Source organism: Coleofasciculus sp. G1-WW12-02 (genome assembly GCF_040219735.1).
GTDB lineage: Bacteria > Cyanobacteriota > Cyanobacteriia > Cyanobacteriales > Coleofasciculaceae > Coleofasciculus.
In genome coordinates this window covers 1-17,523 of sequence record NZ_JAVJRX010000129.1, presented here as the reverse complement: position 1 = coordinate 17,523, position 17,523 = coordinate 1, and the positions used below count along the sequence as shown (strand labels likewise).

16 protein-coding genes are annotated in these 17,523 nt (G+C 45.8%); 13 read left to right on the top strand and 3 right to left on the bottom strand.

Annotated elements, in window-relative coordinates:
* The first annotated feature begins 201 nt into the window (after nucleotides 1-201).
* Nucleotides 202-942 (top strand): DUF554 domain-containing protein, encoded by a 741-nt coding sequence (locus RID09_RS21035; protein ID WP_446337881.1) that lies wholly within the window; start codon nucleotides 202-204, stop codon nucleotides 940-942.
* Here RID09_RS21035 and RID09_RS21030 read toward each other — a convergent pair.
* Nucleotides 929-1,219 (bottom strand): DUF2470 domain-containing protein, encoded by a 291-nt coding sequence (locus RID09_RS21030; RefSeq protein ID WP_446337869.1) that lies wholly within the window; start codon nucleotides 1,217-1,219, stop codon nucleotides 929-931. The genes RID09_RS21035 and RID09_RS21030 overlap by 14 nt on opposite strands.
* A 258-nt stretch (nucleotides 1,220-1,477) precedes the next feature.
* Here RID09_RS21030 and RID09_RS21025 point away from each other — a divergent pair, with 258 nt between their 5' ends.
* From RID09_RS21025 to RID09_RS20995, 7 genes are all read left to right on the top strand, one after another.
* The gene (locus tag RID09_RS21025) at nucleotides 1,478-1,999 is read left to right on the top strand and encodes an inorganic diphosphatase (RefSeq protein WP_446337868.1); all 522 of its coding nucleotides are present in this window, start codon (nucleotides 1,478-1,480) and stop codon (nucleotides 1,997-1,999) included.
* Between the two features lie 447 nt (nucleotides 2,000-2,446).
* Nucleotides 2,447-3,361, top strand: a complete 915-nt coding sequence (locus tag RID09_RS21020; protein ID WP_446337867.1) for an MBL fold metallo-hydrolase — start codon at nucleotides 2,447-2,449, stop codon at nucleotides 3,359-3,361.
* Between the two features lie 644 nt (nucleotides 3,362-4,005).
* Nucleotides 4,006-6,138, top strand: coding sequence for a ShlB/FhaC/HecB family hemolysin secretion/activation protein (locus RID09_RS21015; RefSeq protein ID WP_446337866.1), 2,133 nt, complete (start codon nucleotides 4,006-4,008; stop codon nucleotides 6,136-6,138).
* Between the two features lie 13 nt (nucleotides 6,139-6,151).
* Nucleotides 6,152-6,988 carry a sulfurtransferase gene (locus RID09_RS21010; protein ID WP_446337865.1) on the top strand — a complete coding sequence of 279 codons (837 nt, stop codon included), beginning with the start codon at nucleotides 6,152-6,154 and terminating at the stop codon, nucleotides 6,986-6,988.
* 615 nt (nucleotides 6,989-7,603) lie between these two features.
* A complete protein-coding gene (locus tag RID09_RS21005; RefSeq protein ID WP_446337864.1) occupies nucleotides 7,604-8,122 on the top strand; it encodes a LabA-like NYN domain-containing protein in 519 nt (172 codons plus the stop codon).
* Between the two features lie 75 nt (nucleotides 8,123-8,197).
* On the top strand, nucleotides 8,198-9,817 hold the full coding sequence (locus tag RID09_RS21000; protein ID WP_446337863.1) for a 2-isopropylmalate synthase: 1,620 nt from the start codon (nucleotides 8,198-8,200) through the stop codon (nucleotides 9,815-9,817).
* 156 nt (nucleotides 9,818-9,973) lie between these two features.
* Nucleotides 9,974-10,609 (top strand): Uma2 family endonuclease, encoded by a 636-nt coding sequence (locus tag RID09_RS20995; RefSeq protein WP_446337862.1) that lies wholly within the window; start codon nucleotides 9,974-9,976, stop codon nucleotides 10,607-10,609.
* 53 nt (nucleotides 10,610-10,662) lie between these two features.
* Here RID09_RS20995 and RID09_RS20990 read toward each other — a convergent pair whose 3' ends face one another.
* On the bottom strand, nucleotides 10,663-11,880 hold the full coding sequence (locus RID09_RS20990) for an RNA-guided endonuclease InsQ/TnpB family protein (protein ID WP_446337861.1): 1,218 nt from the start codon (nucleotides 11,878-11,880) through the stop codon (nucleotides 10,663-10,665).
* Between the two features lie 205 nt (nucleotides 11,881-12,085).
* Here RID09_RS20990 and RID09_RS20985 point away from each other — a divergent pair, with 205 nt between their 5' ends.
* Nucleotides 12,086-12,949 carry a hypothetical protein gene (locus tag RID09_RS20985; RefSeq protein WP_446337860.1) on the top strand — a complete coding sequence of 288 codons (864 nt, stop codon included), beginning with the start codon at nucleotides 12,086-12,088 and terminating at the stop codon, nucleotides 12,947-12,949.
* Between the two features lie 159 nt (nucleotides 12,950-13,108).
* Nucleotides 13,109-13,909 carry a class I SAM-dependent methyltransferase gene (locus tag RID09_RS20980; RefSeq protein WP_446337859.1) on the top strand — a complete coding sequence of 267 codons (801 nt, stop codon included), beginning with the start codon at nucleotides 13,109-13,111 and terminating at the stop codon, nucleotides 13,907-13,909.
* Between the two features lie 195 nt (nucleotides 13,910-14,104).
* Here RID09_RS20980 and RID09_RS20975 read toward each other — a convergent pair whose 3' ends face one another.
* Nucleotides 14,105-14,341: a hypothetical protein gene (locus tag RID09_RS20975; RefSeq protein ID WP_446337858.1), complete on the bottom strand. Its 237-nt coding sequence runs from the start codon at nucleotides 14,339-14,341 to the stop codon at nucleotides 14,105-14,107.
* A gap of 460 nt (nucleotides 14,342-14,801) precedes the next feature.
* On the opposite strand from RID09_RS20975, the gene RID09_RS20970 reads away from it, so the two are divergent.
* From RID09_RS20970 to RID09_RS20960, 3 genes are all read left to right on the top strand, one after another.
* Nucleotides 14,802-15,614 carry a carbon-nitrogen hydrolase family protein gene (locus RID09_RS20970; protein ID WP_446337857.1) on the top strand — a complete coding sequence of 271 codons (813 nt, stop codon included), beginning with the start codon at nucleotides 14,802-14,804 and terminating at the stop codon, nucleotides 15,612-15,614.
* A 124-nt stretch (nucleotides 15,615-15,738) separates the two neighbouring features.
* Nucleotides 15,739-16,443 (top strand): pentapeptide repeat-containing protein, encoded by a 705-nt coding sequence (locus tag RID09_RS20965; RefSeq protein WP_446337856.1) that lies wholly within the window; start codon nucleotides 15,739-15,741, stop codon nucleotides 16,441-16,443.
* A gap of 91 nt (nucleotides 16,444-16,534) precedes the next feature.
* Nucleotides 16,535-17,275, top strand: a complete 741-nt coding sequence (locus RID09_RS20960; protein ID WP_446337855.1) for a pentapeptide repeat-containing protein — start codon at nucleotides 16,535-16,537, stop codon at nucleotides 17,273-17,275.
* The last annotated feature ends 248 nt before the right edge of the window (nucleotides 17,276-17,523 follow it).

Genomic DNA, 17,523 nt, shown 5'->3' with positions numbered 1-17,523 from the left:
GGGCTTTAGCCTTAAATTTACTAACTTGTGCGTTTGTTGTTAGCGTTCAAGTTATTATGGGGGAGCATGGAGTGTGAAAACACAAAATGTTTCAGCTAACCCGTTGGTGTTGGGTTTCGTCCCTCAACCCAACCTACTTGCTAATGGTTAATGTATTAAATTAAGTATGCTACGCCACTATTAACGTTGACAGTTAATGTTTTGCTAACTGATTTCTTTGCCAAGACAAGCGGAACTTGGATAAATGTGATAACGGTAGCTATTGGCACAACTGTAGGGTTGTTACTTAAACACCGTTTACCTAAACCCATGCAACAAATTATCACCCAAGGGGTAGGGCTTCTTACCCTATTTCTGGGTGTTACCATGGCGGCGAGTATGACTCAGGTGCAAGCAGGGCGCATTGATGGTGTGGTATTGGCGCTGATTAGTATTGTCTTGGGAGGATTACTGGGAGAATGGTGGCAAATTGAAGCTAGACTGCACTCGGTGGGAAATTGGCTAAAAACTCGGTTTCGGGGAAGTGGTGCTTTCACGGAAGGATTTGTGGCGGCTAGCTTATTGTTTTGTGTCGGTCCAATGACGTTGCTGGGGAGTCTGAATAATGGCTTGACGGGTGACGATACCTTACTGACGCTAAAAGCTGTGATGGATGGAATCGCCGCGATCGCACTTTCGAGTAGTTTTGGAATTGGCGTCGGTTTTTCGATTGTTGTGATTCTAGTCTATCAGGGCGGAATTTCTCTAGTGGCGGGAGTCTTGGCGCAAGCAATCCCCGATCCCACTACTGATCCCCGAATTCTCCTGATTACAGGGGTGGGGGGATTAATGATTTTGGGGACGGGAATCAACCTGTTACAGTTGACCCACATCCGTGTTGCGTCCTTTTTACCCGCGTTAATAGCCGCTCCGTTAATTTATCACGTCGCTAGGTTGATTTAGCCGCACCTCTGGCTTGCTTCACCATGTCAATTAACGTGTGGTGAGCGTCTTCAGAGTCTTTGAGGGTGTGATCAAATTCAATGCGTAAGGGAACCGACTCACCCTGACGTTGGGCGATTAAATTCATCCCTGTCGCATCAATGGATTGCATTTGAGCCGCCTCCGTATCGGGAGAATTCCCGAAGGTGCGGGCATAAAGCGCGATCGCCTCAGCATGATCATCATTCATGTGCTTACAGATGCGATCGCTCACTTGTTGGGTAAACTGTTCAGACATGACTCTTATTGGTTCGGATACTATAAATCTGATGCTACCGGACTTAATATAACTCTGTCTGTTGCAATACTGTTACTGTTGCCTTTTCCTACTTGTCTGGGAGATAAAAATCCTTAAGCTAAGGCGGAGATTGACCCTCTTCGCTTAGAATGCTACACGGGGGTTTTTCAACCGTCGATACGGGACGATTGAACCTTGTAACTTAGCCTTGGATAGCTAGGTTTCCCCCATCTGCTGTGTCGCTTACACAATTTTGTCATGGATTTATCACGGATTCCAAGTCAACCCAAACCGGGACTGATCAACGTTTTAATTGAAATTCCCGCCGGGAGTAAAAACAAGTACGAGTACGACAAAGATCTACAAGCCTTCGCCCTTGATCGGGTTTTATATTCCTCGGTGCAATACCCTTATGATTACGGCTTTATCCCGAACACCTTAGCCGATGACGGCGATCCACTCGATGGTATGGTGATCATGGATCAGCCAACCTTTCCCGGTTGTGTCATTACCGCCCGACCCATTGGTATGCTAGAGATGATTGACTCTGGCGATCGCGACGAAAAAATCCTCTGTGTTCCTGACAAAGATCCACGCTATGCTAAAGTGAAATCGCTCAAAGATGTTGCTGAGCATCGGTTGGATGAAATTGCTGAATTTTTCAAGACTTACAAAAATCTAGAAAAAAAAGTCACGGAAATTCTAGGCTGGAAGGATATCAAGGACGTTATGCCACTGGTGGAGAAGTGTATCGCCGCCGGTAACAAGTCTGGTAGATAGTCAAGCCGATAGTTGAGGTACTCCCACCCTGGAAAGCGGTGGGATTCACCATTAAGGGTTCATGGTTCAAAACCCTAAACAATCAAGGAGGAATTATGAACCAAGTTCTATCCCTCCTATCCCATCGCCGCAAGTCCCTCAGCTTACCGCTGCTTTTTGTGACAGAACTCACAAGGCAACTCCACCAAGCACGCTAAAATTAACAGACTTGAGAGAAACTTCCTGATCAAAATAAGGGTGCTAGAAAATTCAACCTAGGGGAAAGGCGGAAATTCATAGCTTTTGTACAAGTTTTCCCTAGGTTATTTTCTCTAAAAATACCGTTATTGCCTCCGTGGACGCAAAAGCCTTAGCGACTACCTCACCCAAAGTGTCCCTATCTGAGTATCATATAGTGGAAATTGCTGGGTGTGAAGCTCGGCTAAGGGCAGCTCATTTAATCGAACGATGGCAGATTCTGATCCAGCGTCACCCAGCCCCCGCACATTTAATGCTATAGCCAACATGGTAACTGGCCCTACCGTCAATTTTGTTGTCCAATTTTGGGGCGTTCGAGGTAAAGTTTCGGCTCCAGGGAAAGAAACGGTACGCTATGGTGGCAATACCTCCTGTATAGAAATGCGTGTCGGCTCTAAACGCCTGATTTTTGATGGGGGGAGTGGTTTGCGGCTTCTCGGCAACCATTTACTCCGCCAAATGCCCCTAGAAGCCTACATCTTCTTCACTCATTGCCACTGGGACAGTATTCAGGGATTTCCCTTTTTTACACCTGCCTTTATTCCCGGCAATTGTTTCCACATCTATGGCGCAAAGGCGACTAATGGAGACTCAATCGAAAAGCGCCTAGGTGGGCAAATGTTAGCGCCTAATTTTCCCGTTCCACTTCAGGTCATGCAATCGGAGCTAAAATTTTACGAATTGGGTTCGAGTCATAAAATTACCGTGGATGATCTAGTCGTTGAAGCGGTTTTACTTAACCCGGCATCCAGTTCAATGGGCTACCGTGTCACCTGGAAAGGTCATTCTGCCGTCTACGCGATCGCTCATTCCCAATCGCCGGATCGATTGGATCACAATTTGTTACACTTAGCCCGCCATGCTGACTTGCTCATTTTGGATGCCCCGTGTAATATTCGTGCAGATGATTTTCTCAAGCCTTCGCCGCTAGACTGGCAAGACCAACTCTGGCAAACCGGTATGGCAACAGCTAAGGCAGCAGGAGTTAAGCGGGTTGTTATGTCTCACTACCATCCTGACCATGATGATGACTTTCTTGACTGGATGGAATCCCAACTAAAATCTGTCTTTCCCAATGATGTATTAGCTCGTGAGGGTATGATTGTACCAGTTTGTTCAGTTTAAAACGTTTTGACACTCTAACCCAAATACGCTATTATAAAATGAAACTATTATTTATATTTGATTCAAGAATCTTAGTCAAATATCTCACTGAAGTTATTCCGAAATCAGAAAAGAAAATCAAAGGAAACTTCAAAGATTTGCCGACATTTGAACAGGTCTAATTAAAAGCTTCATCAGATCAGGGGTTTAACTGAACTCGCTCCAATTCTCACCCGTCTACAGGGTGGGAAGGGTTAGGAAGTCAGGGGATTAACACCCTCTACTTTTATTTTCAAGTATTGTTGACTAATTCTTGTTAGCTTTTTCTTTCTACAAGGTGGGGTAGTTCATTAGCCAGTAAGCTATCCCGCATTTAAATTGGGAATGGGTAGCGAGCAAGATGCTCGCATTACAACGATGAGAGCAGTTGTTGACATTAAGGTTTAAATGCCGAACAGCTTAGTAAGAGTAACATCGCTAAAAAGAAACAGTCCTGCTACGCCCAAATCCCACTATTCCAGGGGTTTACCGCAGGAATCACAGGATGAATGAGAATAGGTTTATAATTCTTGCCATGCCATACTAGGATTTTGTCAAACCGATGATTATCTTTCAATGATTGCTTTACCAACTTCCTCGATAATCAGCCTCTTTATTTTTGATAAATGAACAATATGATTGGTGTAGAGTCCAACGGGCAAATTCTATTCACCTCTATAGCAACATTGTCAGCGGTGTTATGGCTAACTCCCTCGGTAAACGCTCAAAATCTGCCTATCTCCACAAACGCTAAAGCCTCAATCAAGACGTCCTTGTCTCCAGTCTTACCTCACCCTGAACACCTAAACTATTTATCGAGAACAATTGAGGAAGAAAAGACAGAAGGCTCCACGAAGGCAGAGGGCACAGGGCACAGGGTACAAGGGAAGGTAGAAGACAATGGTAACCGTTTAGACGGACATGAGATCACCCATTCAAAACTCAGTCGGGGCGGGTTTAGTCACATCGGGGTAAAGGAAGAAACGAGACTCATGAAACCCGCCCCGAAAGACGCGCCATGGCATATCTCAACACTCAACACTCAACACTTGCCCCTCTACGTCACTCAAATTCCTGATCGCACGACTCCTCGAGAGAGTCCCTCAATTCCTGAACTGCCTCCGCCTCAAGACATTGAGCCACCGCCTCCCTCTAGGCTGCCAGAAGCCACACCGTCTCCTACATTACCCCCCCCAGAACAGCTTCTAGAATCCCCTCAATTAACACCGACAACGCCGGAGACGCCAGAGGGTGTCACTCAAGACCAAATTACGGTGAAAAATTTTGAATTTATCGGCAATACAGCATTTAGTGATGAACAGTTAGCCGAAGAGATAGCTGAGTTTACTAATCGCCCGATTACCTTTGCTGAACTCTTAAATGCCAGAACTGCCATCACCCAGTTATACGTAAACAACGGCTATGCTACATCCGGTGCCTTCATTCCACCTCAATCCCTAAACCAGGATACCGTCACTATTGAAATTGTCGAAGGCGGAATCGAAGAGATTCAGGTGAATGGACTTCGCCGCCTGCGTCCCAACTACGTGCGATCGCGTATTGCTGTCGCTAATCCCAAACCCCTCAATGTACCGCATTTACTCGAATCCCTACGTCTTTTGCAGCTCGATCCCCTCATCGAAAATATCTCGGCTGAACTCTCGACCGGTTCTGGACCCGGTACCAGTTTACTCATCGTCGATATTATCGAAGCCAACACCTGGAGTTACCAACTCGTTGCCAACAATGGGCGTTCCCCCAGTGTGGGTAGCTTCCGGCGCGGGGCTTCCATAACTCAAGCCAACTTACTCGGATTCGGCGATGGCGTAACCCTCAGCTATACCAATACCGATGGTAGCGATGAGATTGAATTTAACTACGCCCTACCCGTGAATCCGCGTAATGGCACGGTTAGCTTTAGCTTTAGCAACACCTCCAGCGAGATTATTGAAGATCCATTTAACTTTCTTGATATCCAATCCGACTCAACCAGTTTTGACCTCACATTTCGTCAACCCCTCCTGGAAACACCAACCCAGGAATTCGCAGTGGGTTTAACCGCCTCTCGACGCAATACAAAAACCGTTTTCTTAGAAGACTTAATAGGAGAAGAAGTTGGTTTTCCTTCATTGGGTGCTGATGAGGATGGGCGCATCCGAGTTTCAGCCCTGCGATTCTTTCAAGAGTGGACTAAACGAGGGGCGAGGGAAGTCTTTGCCCTACGCTCTCAGTTTAATGTAGGTCTGGGTGTCTTTAATGCCACAGTCAACGATGATGCGCCTGATAGTCACTTCTTTTCCTGGCGGGGTCAAACCCAGTGGGTAAGACTTTTAGCCCCAGATACATTACTGGTGCTTCGCGGTGACATTCAACTAGCCGCTCAAGACTTGTTACCTGTGGAGCAGTATGGTTTAGGGGGTCAAGGGAGTGTACGCGGCTATCGCCAAGATATTCGACTCACTGATAATGGCGCCTTTGCTTCAGCCGAGGTGCGGCTGCCCATTTTACGCATTCCTGAGTGGGATGGTGTTTTACAGGTGACTCCCTTTGTGGATGTTGGCACAACCTGGAATAACGGCGAGATAGACGCTCCTAACCCGAGCAGTTTGGCGGCTCTGGGGTTGGGACTACAATGGCAACAAGGCGATCGCATCACCGCTCGCTTAGACTGGGGGATTCCCTTAATTTCTGTTGAGTCCGAGGATAATACCTGGCAAGAAAATGGCGTATATTTTTCGATAACGATTAACCCATTTTAACTGATGTCATCGAATGAGTGATCATCCTTTGATTATTTCCAGCCAATTCCTAAAAGAACACCTTAATGATCCGCAAGTGGTGATCATCGATTGTCGTTTTGCCCTTGCCGATCCGCAACAGGGATATCAACAGTATCAGACGAGTCACATTCCGGGAGCGCATTACTTGGATTTGAACCAAGATCTTTCTGCTCCCGTAGAACGTCATGGAGGGCGTCATCCCTTACCTGAGTCCAACCAGATTGCCCAAAAACTCGCCGCGATAGGAGTCAGATTCGGTGAAACCTTAGTCGTGGCTTATGATGATTCCCGTTGTGCTTTTGCGGCGCGTCTGTGGTGGTTACTGCGTTACCTGGGACACGATCGCGTCGCGGTATTGGATGGTGGCTGGGGAGCATGGCAATCCCAAGGTTATCCGGTAACTGATGCTCTACCAACCCCTCAACCTGGGCAGTTTGTGCCGCAAGTGCGATCCGAGTGGGTGGTTGATATCAATGCGGTCAAAGCCAGGAAAGATTTACCAGACGTCGCTTTAGTCGATTCACGGGCACGCGATCGCTATTTAGGAGAGCATGAACCCATTGACCCAATTGCAGGTCATATCCCTGGTGCAATTAATTACCCTTGGCAAGAGGTAACTAATGCTCAAGGCTATCTACACTCCCCCGATCAGCAAAAACAACGATGGAATGATGTCCAAGATAAACCGGAGATCATTGTCTATTGTGGGTCTGGAGTCACCGCCTGCGTGAATCTCTTATCCTTGGAATTAGCCGGAATGGCAAGGGGTAAGCTTTATGCTGGAAGTTGGAGCGACTGGTGTTCCTACTTAAGAGAAACCTCTGGGTGAAGCTTCCTTGAACAGCCAACGGGGTAGGTTGGGTCAACGCTTTCCAATGACATGTTAGAAGGCAACTTGGTATGCTCCTCACTTCCAGACGTAGCAGGCTAAGTCTTTACAACCACCAAGATAGAGTTCCATCTCTCGTCTAGGCGTGACTTTCCTTGTACCCCACGGTAGAATTGTGCTTATATCAGTATGTTTATGGAAAATCACGTAATGGTATCACACTTGTTAAGTTAAATTCAAGCAAGTTTGCTGTTACTGGCGGTTCATCCCCAACTAACTCTGATCGGGTATAGTTGGGGATGAATCGCCGAATTCGATAAAGTACATCTACAGCGAATGGGCTGGTGTTATCCTCAAGCCTGAGGATAGCTTGAAGATAGCTCCCTGTCTACGTCCTATAGAGTCGCTAAGGTTTAAGAAAGCAAACAGAGATCTAGCGACATGAGTTTCTTTACTAAGAGATTGAACTTGGAGGTGAGAGAGTAAGAAAATTTAGATAGCGCTAAAAAGCTTAGGAATTACGCCGACAGACTAACTATCAGTCAATATTTAGATTAAAATTGCTAAAATAAGAAGTTCACTTAAATTTCCCAAAAATATTAGGTCTGAGTTTATATGCCTTGCTCTATGAACCGTATTTCTATTTTTGTTGATGGGAACAATATGTTCTATGCTCAACAAAAAAATGGCTGGTTCTTTGATCCGAAGCGGGTCTTAGAACATTTTAAAAAAGAACCTCATATTGTTCTGGTTAATGCATTTTGGTACACCGGATTAAAAGATCCTCAAGATCAGCGAGGGTTTAGAGATGCCCTGATTAGTCTGGGTTACACAGTCAGAACTAAAATTTTAAAAGAGTATTATGATGATAGTTCAGGTCGTTATTCCCAAAAAGCCAATCTTGATATAGAAATTGTTGTTGATATGTTTAATACGGTAGAACAGTATGATCGAGTTATTCTCTTTAGTGGAGATGGTGATTTTGAACGGGCGATCGAATTGCTGCGATCAAAGAATACTCATATTACAGTCGTATCGACTGAAGGGATGATTGCCAGAGAATTAAGAAATGCTACGGATCGGTATATTGATTTAAATGAAATTCGTGATCAGATCGAGAAAGTAGATTCTTAATTAAAGACAGATACAAACTAACCCTTATCCTTTGACCCATTAAAAATTGACAACTTTATGACCGGAGAGAATCGAATGAACAAGCAACCCAATCGAATTATTATTTTTGATACTACGCTTCGTGATGGCGAACAGTGTCCCGGAGCCACCTTAAACGTAGAGGAGAAACTGACGATCGCACGGCAACTAGCACGACTCGGTGTTGATGTGATTGAAGCGGGGTTCCCTTATGCCAGTGCGGGTGACTTCGACGCCGTGCAAAAGATAGCCAAAACTGTAGGTATCGAGTCGGGACCGACAATTTGTGGGTTAGCCAGAGCCACCCGTCAGGATATCGAAGCGGCGGCGAAAGCCCTCAAACCCGCCGCCAATGCCCGAATTCATACATTTATTGCCACATCCGATATTCATCTCAACTATAAACTGAAAAAGACCAGACCGGAGGTTGTCGCGATCGCAGAAGAAATGGTGGCGTATGCCAAATCCTTTGTCGAGGATGTGGAGTTTTCCCCCGAAGATGCAGGGCGTTCTGATCCAGAGTTTTTGTACGAGGTGTTAGAACGTGCGATCGCGGCGGGGGCGACAACGGTGAATATTCCCGATACCGTAGGCTACACCACCCCGAGTGAGTTTGGCGCATTGATTCGCGGGATTACAGAAAACGTCCCTAATATTGACCAAGCCATTATCTCCGTTCACGGTCACAATGACCTAGGATTAGCCGTTGCCAACTTCCTCGAAGCCGTGAAAAATGGGGCGCGACAGTTAGAATGCACGATTAATGGTATTGGCGAACGGGCAGGAAATGCGGCCCTAGAAGAACTCGTCATGGCATTACACGTCCGGCGGCAATTTTACAACCCCTATTTGGGACGTCCTCCTGAGTCAGAGGAGTCCTTAACAAATATTGACACGCGCCAGATTTACAAAACCTCGCGGTTAGTATCTAATTTGACGGGAATGTTAGTGCAACCAAATAAGGCAATTGTTGGCGCAAATGCTTTTGCTCACGAATCGGGTATTCACCAAGATGGCGTCCTAAAAAATAAGCTGACTTACGAAATAATGGATGCCAAGTTAATCGGTTTAACCGATAATCAGATTGTCTTGGGTAAGCATTCAGGGCGCAACGCCTTCCGCACTCGTCTCAAGGAATTAGGGTTTGATCTGTCTGAGACAGAGTTGAATAAAGCCTTTGTCCGCTTTAAAGAAGTGGCGGATAAGAAAAAAGACGTATCCGATTGGGATTTAGAGGCGCTGGTTAACGACGAAATCCGCCAAGTTCCCGAACTATTCCATCTAGAATTAGTCCAGGTATCCTGTGGGGATCATGCCAGTCCGACTGCTACGGTAACCTTACGCACTCCCGAAGGTGAGGAACTGATGGATGCGGCGATTGGTACCGGTCCAGTGGATGCGGTGTATAAAGCGATTAACCGCGTGGTGAATGTCCCCAATGAACTGATTGAGTATTCGGTGCAGTCAGTAACAGCCGGGATTGACGCCCTAGGGGAAGTTACCATTCGCCTGCGTTATAACAGTCGAGTTTTTTCCGGTCATGCTGCCAATACCGATATTATTGTGGCATCAGCCCAAGCTTATGTGAATGCCCTGAACCGACTCTATGGTTGGTTACAGGGACAACATCAGGACGAGAGCGATCGCGAGACCGATAAAGCGGTAGCCTCAGTTTAATCCATCCTTACCAGATCCCTGACTTCTTAAAGACGTCGGGGATCTAATTTATAATCCAGTCCGCGCAGGCGGACTTTGTTTGTGTAGCAGCGATTTTAATCGCCGTGGCTTCAGTGGATTTGGTATCATCAATTGCATGGATTGGAGCAAAATAGCTTGAGTGTCACTATTCCCATTCGCGCCATTAAACTAACTCCAGGTAGCACCATTCAGATTTCTGATATATCTTGGCAAGACTTTGAACAAATTCTGGCGGAGTTAGGCGAACAACGTAACACCCGCATCGCCTACTACCAAGGTATTCTCTCGATAATGTCCCCTTTAGCCATTCATGAACGTCCCCATCGCATCATTGCCGATATTGTTAAAACAATCTTAGATAGCCAGGAGCGTGATTGGGAGGACTTTGGTTCAACAACCTTCAAACGCCCAGTTATTGCTGGTGTTGAACCCGATACCTGTCTCTATATCCAGAACGCTAACCGTGTCCAAGGTTGCACGATTATGGATTTGGACATTTACCCACCTCCTGATCTGGCTATTGAGTGCGATGTCACTTCAAAAACCACCCTTGACGCCTACGCCGCTTTACAAGTCCCAGAAGTTTGGATTTATCGCCATCATCAGCTTAGGATTTATATTTTCCACAATGGGGACTATAGTCTCTCAACAGAAACAGCCATCTTTCCTGATATGTCGATTACCGAACTAATTCCCCCATTGGTGCAACAAGCCATTGAACAAGGAACCAGTCGGATGCTGCGGGAATTGAGACGAAAACTGCGTCGATAACATTTTGACATCCTCCCCACCCTGCTAAAAGCTGAGGGTGGGGATTCCCATCATCACTGACGAGTCTTCCTGGCTCTACGAGCAACCTTGCTTTTTGGAGTTTCCTCTTCTAAGCAGCGGGTCATCTCATCCCCAGGCGTAACTTTCCGTCTGCCCGACGGTAGTTGTGCTAATCCTTGTAACGCTTTCATCAAAATGTTGATGGCTGCATTCGTGTCACGGCAGTCAACATACCCGCAATGCGGACATTTGTGAGTGCGCGTAGACAAGGTTTTCTTAACTTCTTGTCCACAGTTAGAACACTTTTGAGAAGTGTAATGCGGTGCGACAGCAATCACTGGCACATCAAACACTTTCCCAAAATACTCTAACCACTGCCTAAATAATGTCCAACTAGCGTCAGATATTGATTTGGCTAAATGATGGTTTTTCACCAGATTCCGCACTTTTAGGTCTTCAATGGCTACCAAGTCTGCCGACTGGACAAGCGCCCTTGCCGTCTTAACTGCAAAGTCTTTACGCCGCCTTGATACCTTGAGATGCGTTCTACCTAACCTCTTAATGGCTTTGATGCGATTTTTGGAACCCTTAGTTCTACGAGAAACACGTTTTTGTGCGCGTTTTAAGGCTTTTTCAGCTTTCCTCAAAAACCTTGGGTTTTCTACTTTGTTGCCGTCAGAGTCAGTGTAGAAATGGTTTAAACCAACATCTATCCCTAACATTCGATTGGTGGGTTCGTGCTTTTCGGTTCGCACCTTCTCGATGGAAAACTGAACATAATATCCATCAGCCCGACGCACAACACGAACTCGCTTGATCTGCTCTTTTTGGTAAAAATGCAAATCGCGAGTTCCCCACATTTTAAAAGCTCCAGCCTTGAAACCGTCCCTAAATGTAATGGTTAATCGATCGTCCGATAACACCCACCCATCAACTTTGTACTCTACTGAGCCATGGGTTTGATGTTTCTTAAATTTAGGAAAACCTTTCTTGCCTGGAACTTGTTTGTTGCAGTTATCAAAGAATCTGGCAATGGCACTCCATGCTCTTTCAGCGCTAGCCTGACAAGCCTGAGCTGAGAGCTTTTTGCACCATTCAAATTGTTCTCTAAGCACCCGGCAATACTTGTTGAGGTCGTACCTGTTAACCCCAATGTTATCCATCCAGTAGCGGAGGCAGGAATTACGCACAAAACGAGCAGTACGAATCATCTCATCCAAGATGGCGTACTGCTCGCTTGTTCCCCGTAGTTTTGCCTCGAATACTAGCATGGTGACTTCAAATCTATGTCACACATTCTAACATAGGATGCAGGGCTTGTAAAAAGCTAGCACATCGAGTACTAGCTTTTTACTTGGGGGAGTGAAGGCATCCCCACCCTACTCCACTTCGTTCCGCTGAGGATGGGGTTCTATAGCTCCCCCAAACCCCCACGTTTCGATAGAAAGAAACTCAGATCTTGCACTCGCGATCGCGATGATTCAACCCATACCTCCATTCTCTGTTTTATCAGGATACCGTCCCCAGGCTGAAGACACCAGTGTAGAAACAGATAAGCTGACGTTCCACTTGCTCCGACAAAGGACACCGGGCGAACGGTTGAAAATGGCAGCATCGCTGGCAAAGAGCGCCCGTAAGCTGTCGTTGTGTTCTCTAAGCCAACAATTTGCACATCTTTCCCCAACCCAGTTCGCCCAAAAAATTGCCAGAGCGTGGTTACAAGACCATTGTCCTGCTAATTACATTCCCACCGTCAAGTCAGAAATGTGGATTCAGGATTCGGTACAGTTAGCGGTTAAAGTTCATCCCATTTTTACTGCATTGTCCATTCCCTATTACATCACGGGTGGGGTAGCAGCAATCGCTTACGGTGAACCCCGCACAACACAGGATTTAGATTTGGTAATCGGAATTTCTCCGACTGATATTGATCGCCTTACCGACGCCCTCAGCGAGTGTGGTTTTTATGTTCCTGGTGTTGATGATGTAAAATTGGGTCGGATGAGAACCCTACAAATTACCGATATGGAGAGCATTAGCCGTGCTGATTTACTGATAACCGGAACAGAGGAATTTGATCGCCTAAAGTTTGAGCGCCGACGGGTGATTGAGTTTGAAGACACGATGCTTTATTTTGCTTCTCCTGAAGATGTTATTTTAAGTAAACTAATATGGAGACAGAGTTCAGGTTCGGAAAAACAATGGCGTGATGTCTTGGGAGTTCTCAAGGTACAAGGGGAACAACTTGATTTCGATTATTTATGGGAGTGGGCTGAAAATCTGGGTTTAACACTTGATCTAGACCGAGCCTTTACCGAAGCTGGCTTGTTTGGTTTTTGAGCTTCAGTGGTTTCCTGATTTTTTTCTTTCTTTTTAGGGCGCGATCGCATCCGAGGAGGAAGTATTACCAGCCATAAGCTACACTCAGAATAATCGGACAAATTATTGTACAATTGCCATTAATTCCCTAACCGTCTCTGTACAACCCTTACCGACAAGATGATTGACGAGACTCTAAGCAAAGAACGCCAGTTTCATGATACCTGGGCAGCCGCCATTGATGTCGATGGTATTCGCGTGGCTGACTATTTTGAAGCCTGTACTGCTCCCGAAAACCGATTTATTCTGCAACAACTCGGCGATATTCGCGGTAAACGTCTCTTAGACTTAGGCTGTGGTGCAGGTGAAAATAGCGTTTACTTTGCACAAAAAGGAGCGAATTGTGTCGCCGCTGACTATTCACCCGGAATGGTAGAGGTGGCGCTAAAATTAGCGGCGGCTAACGGCGTTAAAATTGAGGGGCATACAGCGAATGCTATGGCGCTGGATTTTGCCGATAATACGTTTGATATTGTTTATGCTTCCAATTTATTGCACCATATTCCCAATCCCAAAATCGCACTAAAGGAAATGCACCGTATCCTCAAACCCGGAGGAAAAGCCTGTTTTTGGGACCCGCTAAAACATAATCCTGTGATTAATGTCTATCGGCGTATGGCGACTGAGGTGCGTACTGATGATGAAATGCCGTTGGATATTAATATTATCAAGGTGGTTAAGTCTCTCTTTTCCCAAACAACCTATGATACCTTTTGGCTGGCAAGCCTTTGGATTTTCTTGCGATTCTATTTAATTGAAAAGGTTAATCCCAATAAAGAACGTTACTGGAAAAAGATTATTATTGAACATGAACGATTGAGTCCGACTTATCAGCAGTTGGAGATAATCGATCAGAGTCTGAAAAAGATTCCTTTGATAAAGCGGTTGGCGTGGAATATCGCTGTTGTAGCGACTAAATAATGGTATAACTAATAAAAAAGTTCGCTCTTGATACGGTGCATTTCGTTTGGCAAAAGTTGTCGGCTATTTATCTTGTTCGCTTGCCAAATTATCAAACAGCAATTCAGTAATCGAACTCAACTTAGCATTAGCTGCCCAATTTTTTTTATGTTTGACCCTTCGATTAGACTCCGGGCAAGCTTTTAATAATATTGGTTAAGACGCGATCGCGACCTCCTGGGTAAAGCGTTCTGGCGGTATTCTGGAAAAGAATAGCTCACGAGACTCTTGCCTAACGAAACCTTCCATCACCGCTTGCTGCAAATGAATGAATGCTTTCAAGTCTTCTGTGCCATATCCCCTAGACAAAAGCTGGCGCAGTTGACTTTCAGATTCCGTGGTTAAATAACCCGTTAATAGCGCTTGTTGAGTAATTTCACAAATTAGATTCATGCCTTCTTGTCCTCCTTTAGGTATCTGTTGAAGATAAGCTGGGATTGTATCACCAACTGTATCTAAATCTATGATGGCACTGGCATAGCAATCCAGGATTGCTACCGAAAAAGACGTACTCCTTAAGAGTTTGTTTCAATGGTTTACCAATACAACCCACGTTCTTGATTAAAGATTAATTTTAATTACACAAAGGCTTGACTTAGTTGACAAACGCCTAATCTTTATAGTTAGTAAAATAGCTAAATCATTCCAGTTTGGGTATCCTTCTGAAGAAAGAATTAATCTAAATTAGCTGTAACCCAAAGGCGGGGGATGGGTCAAACCTAACCTAAGAGCCAGTTCCCCTCCACGCGATCGCTTCGGGTGCGTCCAGAATTGATATGGCTGTGCAAGGCGTTGCCTGGTATAGTTAATGGCAAAAACTAAAACGATAGAATCATTATCTATTCCTGCTACCATGAAGTCTTACCTTGCCGCTGCTGTGCAAATGACAAGCCTGCCTGACCTAGAGAAGAATCTGGTTGAGGCAGAAACACTGATTGAACTGGCGGTGCGCCAAGGCGCCCAGCTAATTACCTTACCGGAAAACTTCTCGTTCCTTGGTAAAGAAGAAGACAAAGTGGCACAAGCTCAGGCGATCGCCCTCCAGAGTGAAAAGTTCCTCAAAACCATGGCACAGCGCTTCCAAGTCACTCTGCTTGGGGGAGGATTTCCTGTGCCTGTGGACAATACAAAAGTTTACAACACCGCCTTACTCATCGATCCCAATGGCGTCGAACTGATGCGTTATCAAAAAGTTCACTTATTCGATGTGAATGTCCCCGATGGCAACACCTATCAAGAATCGAGTACGGTGATGGCTGGGGATCAACTGCCATCGGTTTGTTACTCCGAAACACTGGGCAACTTGGGACTATCGGTGTGCTATGATGTTCGCTTCCCAGAACTTTACCGTCATTTAGCTGATAAAGGGGCGGACATTTTGTTTGTTCCGGCTGCTTTCACTGCGTATACGGGAAAAGATCATTGGCAAGTCCTACTCCAAGCACGAGCCATTGAAAACACCTGTTATGTGATTGCACCCGCTCAAACGGGACGTCATTACGCGATGCGTAAAACCCACGGTCATGCCATGATTGTTGACCCTTGGGGGGTGATTTTAGCCGATGCTGGCGATAAACCCGGTGTCGCGATCGCAGAAATTAATCCGACTCGCCTGGAACAAGTTCGTCGCCAGATGCCATCTCTAGAACATCGGGTTTTTATTTGATTGGTCATTGGTCATTTGTCCTTTATCATTTGTCCTTTGTTTTTTGGATGTGTGACCACAGAGGGATTAGACAACGAGTTTTGCCGTAAAAAATTGTTAAGTCTAAATTTACAACATAAAACCTATGGATGCTACAGAAATTCGGTCGCGTTATGCCGCAGGTGAAAGAAATTTTCGCAGTGTCAATCTGATCGGTGCTGACCTAAACCAAGCTGACCTGAGTTATTGTGACTTGAGCGGTGCTAACCTGAGCGAGGCTAATTTACAGGGTGCCAATCTCACCGGTGCGGATCTAATTTTTACCAGCCTCAGCGATGCGGATTTGAGGGGTGCGAACCTGAGCGAGGCAAACTTGATTGGCGCGAAGTTGGGTGTTGCCAACTTGAGTGAGGCAAACCTAATCGGTGCCAACTTAATTAGTGCCGAACTCAGTGGTGCTAACCTCAAGAGTGCCAGCCTGAGTCGCGCTTATCTGAGTGATGCGAGTTTAATTAAGGTTAACCTGAGCGACGCTAACTTAAGCGGTGCTAATCTAAGTATTACCAATCTCATCGGAGCGGATCTCAGTGGTGCTAATCTAATTAGTGCTGATCTCAATGGGGCTAACTTGATTGAAGCCAATCTTAGTGGTGCCAATTTAAGTGAAGCCAAATTGTATCGAGCCAACCTAGCTCATGCCAAGCTAAATGGAGCATTATTGTGTCATGCAGATCTACGCGACGCCAACTTAGCTGGCGCGGATTTGACCGATGCCAATCTAGATCAAGCTAAGCTAGAAGGAACCCTGATCAGTTTGACTGGAGATTCCCAAACCAGTTCCGTGAGATAGGATTCCGGTATCCTCTGGTTCGTGCTAGAACCTAGCATTGGGAAAAGCTAGTTCAAGCTGAATTCCCAAGACACAAAACCTACCTACACCTATGGATGCAAACGAATTTCGGTCACGTTATGCAGCAGGAGAGCGAAGTTTCCAGAATGTTGACCTGCGTGATGCCGACTTGCGTGATGCTGACTTGCGCGATGCTGACTTACGGGGGGCTGACCTCATGGGTGCTGACCTGCGTAATGCTGACCTCAGTGATGCTAACTTACGAGATGCCAAACTGATTGGAGCGGATCTCAGTAAAGCTGACTTGATTATTGCCACGCTCAGTAATGCCGATCTCAGAGATGCTAACCTCAAAGATGCGAATTTAATTGGCAGCAAACTTGGCGTTGCTAACCTGCGGTATGCCAATCTCAATGGCGCTAACTTGAGTGGGGCTGAACTGAGTTGTGCGGATATGAGTCATAGCAGCCTGATGATTGCTTACCTGAGCGGCGCTAACCTGATCAAAGCGAATTTGAGTGATGCTGATCTCACAGGCGCTAATCTCAGTATCACCAACATGATTGGAGTCAATCTCAGCAATGCTAACCTGAGTGGAGTTAACTTGAGTGGAGCGAACCTGATTGAAGCCAATCTCACACAAGCTAAGTTAAATGGAGCGAATTTAGGTCGGTCTAATTTAGCCTACGCCAAGCTAACGGCGGCGATTTTAAAAAATGCTGATTTAAGCGACGCAAATTTAGCTGGGACAGACTTGACAAATGTCCAACTTGATAGTACCAAACTAGAAGGGACAATCCTTGAAGTCACCTCTTTAAACTTAGTGGAATAAAACAAATGTAGAGACGTTTCATGGAACGTCTCTACACTCTTATTGGTTTTCAAATTAAATTGACACCAATAGAAAATTCCGTTCGCTTCACCTACTTAGCTGAAAACATTGACATCCTCCCCCGGCTAAAGAGCGCGGGGGATTCCTCACCACGCCACCTTTTTAGGGGTGGTCGCTGATTGGGGTTGACGCTTCGCTGAAGGTTGCCTCCAAATGAGGTCTTACACCCTCTCCACGTCCGTTTATAG